The following is a 6176-nucleotide window of genomic DNA, read 5'->3' on the forward strand; positions in this document are numbered from 1 at the left end:
GGACCGGGCCGGAGGTGGCCGCCGCCTGCCTGGCAGATGATCGTGAGAAGGCGGACGAGACCGGGGGTGTGCTGATGGTCGCCGAGAGCGATGGCCGCGTCGTCGGCTATCTCGCGCTGCAGCTTGCCCGGACCGGCCCGTTCGTACACGAGCACCTGCGCGATCACGTCTATATCGAGAATATCGTCGTTGGCGCCGCGGAGCGTGGGACCGGCATCGGTCAGATCCTGCTGGCGGAAGCCGAGCGCTTTGCGCGGGCGACGGGGCGCAAGGTCCTCCATCTCGGTGTGCTGGAGGGCAATGACCTCGCGCTCAGGGCTTATCGCCGCGCAGGCTTCGAGACGGCCTCCGTGGACATGATGAAGGTGCTGGACTGAGCGTGGCCGTGCCGCCGCGGTGATCGGGGACCATGATCGGCATGAAGCTCATTCGCCTTCTCGCGCTCGCTGGGCTTGTCCTCTATCTGACCTTTCTGGCGCTGCTCTATGTCGAGCAGCGCGAGCTTTTGTATCCGCGCGACCCGACACGTGCAGACATCGCTGCGGCCAATCTGCCAGGTGTCGAGGAGACGACGCTAACTGCTGCCGATGGCGAGYGGCTGATCGCCTGGGTGGTGCCGCCGCGCGAGGGCAAGCCGGTGCTGCTGTTCTTCCACGGCAATGCCGGCAATTTCGCGAGATCCGCCCGCCAGGCGCGCTTCCGTGGCCTGACCGAGGACGGGACCGGGCTCTTCGCCGTGAATTATCGCGGCTATGGCGGGTCGAGCGGCGCGCCGTCGGAAGAGGGGCTGCTGCTCGATGCGCGTGCGGCCTATGACGCTGCCGTCTCACGCTTTGGCGCCGATCGGCTGGTTGGCTATGGCGAATCCCTGGGCACCGGTGTTGTGCTCAAGCTTGCAGCGGAGCGCCCGCTCAAGGCCGTGATACTCGAGGCGCCCTATCTGTCGGCAGCTGCAGTGGCGCAACTCGCCTATCCCTTCGCACCAATCGGCTGGCTGATGAAGGATCAGTTCCGGTCGGACGCCGTCATCGGCCGCGTCACCGCGCCACTGCTGGTGTTGCACGGTGGCCGCGATGCCGTCATTCCCTTCGCGCAGGGGCAGGCACTCTACGACATGGCGAACATGCCCAAGCGCTTCGTCCGCTTTTCCAGCGGTGGCCACCAGGACCTGCCGGCGCATGGTTCGCTGCCCGAGATCCGGGGCTTCCTGGCCAATCTGACGAACGGTGCCGTTGCCGGCCAAGAAAGCCGCGCCGTCGAGTAGCGCGGCGGCCTGGCGGTATGGTCAGCGGAAGAGGCTGCCTCCGCCGAGGCGCGCCTGGCCGGCGCGGGCGGTTGCATTGTTGCTGTCCAGGCTCAGGGCGCGCTGATAGTTCTCGGCCGCTTCAGTCTTCTTGCCGAGCTTTTCGCTGGCGAGTCCGCGACCGGCCCAGGCTTCGGCGTTGCGGTTGTCGACATTGAGCGAAGCCGTGAAGTCCTCGATCGCCTGCTCGAACTTTCCGACCGCGATCAGGCTCTGGCCGCGGGCCGTATAGGGCGGGGCGTTATAGGGATTGCGATCGATGACCGAGTCGAAATCGGTGATCGCATGCTGGTGCTGGCCTTCCTTCTGATAGACCAGACCACGGGCATGGAAGGCTTCGGCCGATTCTGGATTCAGGCGGATCGCGGTGTTGAGGTCGGACAGCGCCTGCTGACTGTTGCCCTGCTGGCGCAGCAGGTTGGCACGCCCGATATAGGCCGGGGCATAGTTCGGGTTGGCTGTGGTGGCGCGGTTGAAGTCTGCCATCGCCGCGTCATTGCGGCCGCTCTGGCGCAGCGCCAATGCGCGATTGGTATAGGCCGAGGCGAGGTTCGGGTCGATCTGCACCGCCTTGGTGAAATCGGAGATCGCGTCGGAGTAGCGGCCGGCACGGGCATAGGCCGCGCCGCGGGTGTTATAGGCCTGCGGATCGTTGGGGTTGCGGTTGATGACCTCGCTGAGCGAGCCGATATTCACGCTCGCATTGGCGGATGATTCCGCATCGACTTCAGCAATTGCGCTCTGTGAGCCCAGATTGGAAACGGTGTCGCATCCTGCCAGCGCGACGGCGATGCCGGCTGCAGCCAGCCAGCTCTTGCCTCGAAACATGCTCTGCCTCATCGGTCCCGGTTCTGTGCCTCGACTGCCATGCTCGACCCCGTTGGTCGTCATGACCTGATTGCGCTCCCCAGCCGACAGCGCCCCTTCACGCGAGAACGCCTGCATCCTGCCAAGCTTTGGTTAACGCCGCCGAAAAAGCAACAACGCCCGGAGAGGCTCCAGGCGCTGATTCGACATGATGCATCCGTGCGAAGCGGCCAAAGCGGCCGCCCTCAGCCGGAGATCAGGGGCGCTTGGGTTTCACCGGCGCGGGCAGAAGGCCCTCGCGCTGCAGCTTCTTGCGGACCAGCTTGCGGGCGCGGCGGACGGCTTCCGCCTTCTCGCGCGCCTTCTTCTCGGAAGGCTTCTCGTAATGACCGCGGAGCTTCATCTCCCGGAAAATGCCTTCGCGCTGCATCTTTTTCTTGAGGGCGCGAAGAGCCTGATCGACATTGTTGTCGCGAACGAGAACCTGCACGTGATTGTCCGTCTTTAGCGGGTTGGTCAAGATTTCGGGTCCGGCGAAGTTTCTCAACTCGCAGGAAGGGTTGTGCGGATAACAGAATTCAATTCGGCTGTCCACGCCGGAAGAGCCGGAGAACGTGGAGAAATCGCGGGCGGAGACGAGCCGCGGGATTCGTCCGGACAAGCCGGCAGGAATGAGTGCCGACTCCGTAAGGAAGCACGTTATGTGCGGGCCGGCTTCAGCCGCGTGACATGGCCCATCTTGCGGCCGGGGCGGGCATCCCGCTTGCCGTAGAGATGCAGATGCGCGCCCGGCTCTGCCAGGATTTCCCGCCAACGAAGTGCGGCGTCGCCGACAAGGTTTTCCATCTCGACAGTGCCGCGACGGGTGGCCGATCCAAGCGGCAGGCCGCAGACGGCGCGGACATGCTGGTGGAATTGCGAGGTCTCGGCGCCTTCGCTGGTCCAGTGTCCGGAATTGTGCACCCGCGGCGCGATCTCGTTGATGATGACGGTCTCGCTCGCGCCCTCGCCAACCACGAACATCTCGACGGCGAAGACACCGATATAGCCGAGCGCTTCTCCGATCTTGCGCGCCGCCTCGATGGCGCTGGCGGAGGTCCCGGCCGCAACCTGCGCCGGCACATGCGTGAAGGCGAGGATGTGGTCGCGATGCTCGTTCTCGCAAAGATCGAATGCAGCGAAGTCGCCGGCAGTGTTGCGGGCTGCGACGACGGAAACCTCCCGGCTGAAGCTGACGAAGCCTTCGAGGATGGCAGGAAAATGCCCGATGGCCTCATAGGCTTCGGCCAGATCGGTATCAGCCGCGATCTTCACCTGCCCCTTGCCGTCATAGCCGAAGCGGCGCGTCTTCAGGACGCTGGGGCGGCCGAGTTCGGCGACCGCGCGTTCGAGATCGGCCAGCGAATCGACGGCGCGGAACGGCGCAACCGCCAGCCCGAGATCGGCGACGAAGCTCTTCTCGCTCAGCCGGTCCTGCGTCAGGGCCAGGGCGCGCGCGCCGGGATGAAGCGGCGTGCGCGCGGCGAGGAAGGCCGCTGTCGCATGCGGCACATTCTCGAACTCATAGGTGACGAGGTCGACCGCATCGGCAAATCCGGCCAACGCAGCCTCGTCTTCATAGGCGCCGATCGTATGACGGGCGGCGACGTCGAAGGCCGGGCTATCAGCCTCGGGCGCGAAAATATGGGCGCGAATGCCGAGATCGGCGGCGGCGAGCGCAATCATGCGGGCAAGCTGCCCACCGCCGAGGATGCCGAGCATGGCGCCGGGGCCAAGCCCGCGCGGATCGGGCGTGCTCATGCGTCGTCCCTGGGGAATTCGGCGACCGCCCCGCTTTGGCGGCTGCGATAGGCTTCCAGCCGCTCGGCCAGGGGCTCATCGCCCAAGGCGAGCACGGCGGCGGCGAGGAGGCCGGCATTGACCGCCCCGGCCCGGCCGATGGCGAGCGTGCCGACCGGGATGCCCGCCGGCATCTGCACGATCGAGAGCAGGCTGTCCTGGCCGGAAAGGGCCTTGGATTCGACCGGCACTCCGAAGACCGGAAGCGGCGTCAGCGAAGCCGTCATGCCCGGCAGATGCGCGGCCCCGCCGGCGCCCGCGATGATGACCTTGAAGCCCTTCGCCTTGGCTTCCTTCGCGAAGGAGAACATGCGTTCCGGGGTCCGGTGCGCGGACATGATGCGAGCCTCGTGGGCCACGCCGAGCATGTCGAGGACTTCGGCCGCATGACGCATCGTCGCCCAGTCGGACTGGCTGCCCATGATGATGGCGACAGGAGGGCTGGTATCGGCCATGTGCACTCGCTTCCCATGCGAGGGGAGGAAGCGCGCGACTTAAACTGCGGGCAGCCCGGCAGGCAAGCACCGATTCGTCGAAATCATTGTTCTGTGTGCTGTTTTCCGCATCAGGCGATGATGTCCGGCGTCAGCGCGTCTTCGATCTGCGTGATGCGGTCCTTGAGGTAGAGCTTCCGCTTCTTCAGGCGCTGCACCTGGATCTGATTGATCGCGCCCATGCGCTCCAACGCGTCGATGGCGCTGTCGAGGTCGCGATGCTCTTCGCGCAGACGAGCCAGCTCGGCCGTAAAGGCCTCGATCTCCTCAGGGCTCAGCTCGAATCCCATGAAGCCGTCTCATCATTGCCGCGATCCGGGTCGACTATGCTCAGGCGCGGGCGGCCCGGCAAGAGCGCAGTGTCGCTTCGCGCAGGGATAGCGCGTGCCATTCGCGCCCTGCGGGAAGGAGAGACCCAGGATCACGGAAACTCATGGTGCAGTGCACTGCTGCCCCAGAGACTTGAAGCCGGCTCTGTGTCAGACTCCCCCCGTCAATCGCTCATCAGGAGAATCCAGATGTCGCTGCAGACCCACCTCGCCGAGCTCGAGCGCAAGCATCGTCAGCTTGAGGAAGCCATCGCCCAAGCCGCGGCGCGCCCCTCTTCCGATACGCTGAGTGTGTCCGAGTTGAAGCGGAAGAAGCTGCTGCTGAAGGAAGAGATCGAGCGCGTCAGAATGACGATGCCGCAGCCGACGCTGCATTGAACGGGATAACGGGGCAGCCATCGCCCGTCGAATAGGATGGTTTTGATCGAGCCGGTCCCAGGAGGGGCCGGCTTTCTCGTTGAATGGACATGCAGGACTGGAATCCGCGCCTGGCACTACAGGGCCCTTGCCATCTCGCGCAGCTTGAATTTCTGGATCTTGCCGGTCGAGGTCTTGGGGATCTCGGTGAAGACCACCGTCTTGGGGCATTTGAACGAGGCCAGAAGCCCGCGGCAGAAGGCGATGATCTCCGCCTCGGTCGCATTCTTCCCCGGCATGAGTTCGACGAAGGCGCAGGGCGTCTCACCCCATTTCTCGTCCGGCCTGGCGACAACCGCAGCCGATTGCACCGAGGGATGCTTGTAGAGCGCATCCTCGACCTCGATCGAGGAGATGTTCTCGCCGCCGGAGATGATGATGTCCTTGGAGCGGTCCTTGAGCTGGATATAGCCGTCGGCATAACGCACGCCGAGGTCGCCGGAATGGAACCAGCCACCGGCAAAGGCAGCTTCGGTCGCCTTCGGATTCTTGAGGTAGCCCTTCATCACGACATTGCCGCGGAACATCACCTCGCCGAGTGTCTGACCATCGCGGGGAACCGGCTGCATGGTTTCCGGGTCGAGTACATCGAGGGCTTCCAGAGCGGGGTAGCGCACGCCCTGGCGTGCTTTCAGCACGGCCTGGTCCGCAGCTTCCAAGGCGTCCCAGTCGCGCTGCCACTCATTCACGACTGAGGGACCATAGGTCTCGGTCAGGCCGTAGAGATGCGTCACCTCGAACCCAGCCTGCTTCATCGCGGCAAGCACGGCTTCTGGCGGCGGGGCGGCGGCGGTGAGGAAGGAGACCTTCTGCGAGAAGGGGCGGCGTTCCTCCGCCGGGGCGTTGAGCAGCGTCGACATCACGATGGGTGCGCCGCAGAGATGGGTGACGCCATGATCCGCCAGCGCCGCGTACAGCGCCTTGGCGCGGACCTGGCGCAGGCAGACATGGGTGCCGGCGAGGATCGAGATCGACCAGGGGAAGCAC

The 6176-nt window shown here is 65.1% G+C and carries 9 protein-coding genes; 3 read left to right on the plus strand and 6 right to left on the minus strand.

The annotated features are described in order from the left end of the window. Together AC1D34_RS32820 and AC1D34_RS32825 are read left to right on the plus strand one after the other, a co-directional pair. The coding region (locus tag AC1D34_RS32820; RefSeq protein WP_476826497.1) for an N-acetyltransferase family protein at positions 1–377 on the plus strand (377 nt) is incomplete at its 5' end. A gap of 41 nt (positions 378–418) precedes the next feature. Beyond that, positions 419–1264, plus strand: coding sequence for an alpha/beta hydrolase (locus AC1D34_RS32825; RefSeq protein ID WP_476826498.1), 846 nt, complete (start codon positions 419–421; stop codon positions 1262–1264). A gap of 21 nt (positions 1265–1285) precedes the next feature. On the opposite strand, the gene AC1D34_RS32830 is transcribed toward AC1D34_RS32825, so the two are convergent. The 5 genes from AC1D34_RS32830 to AC1D34_RS32850 all read right to left on the minus strand — a co-directional run bounded on the left by AC1D34_RS32830 (position 1286) and on the right by AC1D34_RS32850 (position 4733). After that, positions 1286–2131, minus strand: coding sequence for a tetratricopeptide repeat protein (locus tag AC1D34_RS32830; protein WP_244523454.1), 846 nt, complete (start codon positions 2129–2131; stop codon positions 1286–1288). 235 nt (positions 2132–2366) lie between these two features. Further along, the gene (gene rpsU, locus AC1D34_RS32835) at positions 2367–2600 is read right to left on the minus strand and encodes a 30S ribosomal protein S21 (RefSeq protein WP_038359685.1); all 234 of its coding nucleotides are present in this window, start codon (positions 2598–2600) and stop codon (positions 2367–2369) included. A gap of 209 nt (positions 2601–2809) precedes the next feature. After that, positions 2810–3910 carry a 5-(carboxyamino)imidazole ribonucleotide synthase gene (locus tag AC1D34_RS32840; protein ID WP_441488186.1) on the minus strand — a complete coding sequence of 367 codons (1101 nt, stop codon included), beginning with the start codon at positions 3908–3910 and terminating at the stop codon, positions 2810–2812. Further along, a complete protein-coding gene (gene purE / locus AC1D34_RS32845) occupies positions 3907–4404 on the minus strand; it encodes a 5-(carboxyamino)imidazole ribonucleotide mutase (protein ID WP_441506984.1) in 498 nt (165 codons plus the stop codon). The genes AC1D34_RS32840 and purE overlap by 4 nt, the downstream gene beginning before the upstream one ends. A gap of 110 nt (positions 4405–4514) precedes the next feature. Further along, the gene (locus AC1D34_RS32850; RefSeq protein ID WP_043238474.1) at positions 4515–4733 is read right to left on the minus strand and encodes a YdcH family protein; all 219 of its coding nucleotides are present in this window, start codon (positions 4731–4733) and stop codon (positions 4515–4517) included. Positions 4734–4961: 228 nt separating this feature from the next. Between AC1D34_RS32850 and AC1D34_RS32855 the strand changes: the two genes are divergently transcribed. Beyond that, on the plus strand, positions 4962–5150 hold the full coding sequence (locus tag AC1D34_RS32855) for a DUF465 domain-containing protein (RefSeq protein ID WP_043238472.1): 189 nt from the start codon (positions 4962–4964) through the stop codon (positions 5148–5150). Between the two features lie 116 nt (positions 5151–5266). On the opposite strand, the gene AC1D34_RS32860 is transcribed toward AC1D34_RS32855, so the two are convergent. Continuing rightward, a partial coding sequence (locus tag AC1D34_RS32860; protein ID WP_476826499.1) for an AMP-binding protein occupies positions 5267–6176 on the minus strand: 910 nt, incomplete at its 5' end.

Source organism: Allobosea sp. P1_A7 (genome assembly GCF_056406775.1).

What these genes read in the sequence shown, in the direction of transcription:
- AC1D34_RS32850 (WP_043238474.1), bottom strand. Translation starts at nt 4,733, where the DNA reads ATGGGATTCGAGCTGAGCCCTGAGGAGATCGAGGCCTTTACGGCCGAG.
- purE (WP_441506984.1), bottom strand. Translation starts at nt 4,404, where the DNA reads ATGGCCGATACCAGCCCTCCTGTCGCCATCATCATGGGCAGCCAGTCC.
- AC1D34_RS32830 (WP_244523454.1), bottom strand. Translation starts at nt 2,131, where the DNA reads ATGTTTCGAGGCAAGAGCTGGCTGGCTGCAGCCGGCATCGCCGTCGCG.
- AC1D34_RS32855 (WP_043238472.1), top strand. Translation starts at nt 4,962, where the DNA reads ATGTCGCTGCAGACCCACCTCGCCGAGCTCGAGCGCAAGCATCGTCAG.
- AC1D34_RS32840 (WP_441488186.1), bottom strand. Translation starts at nt 3,910, where the DNA reads ATGAGCACGCCCGATCCGCGCGGGCTTGGCCCCGGCGCCATGCTCGGC.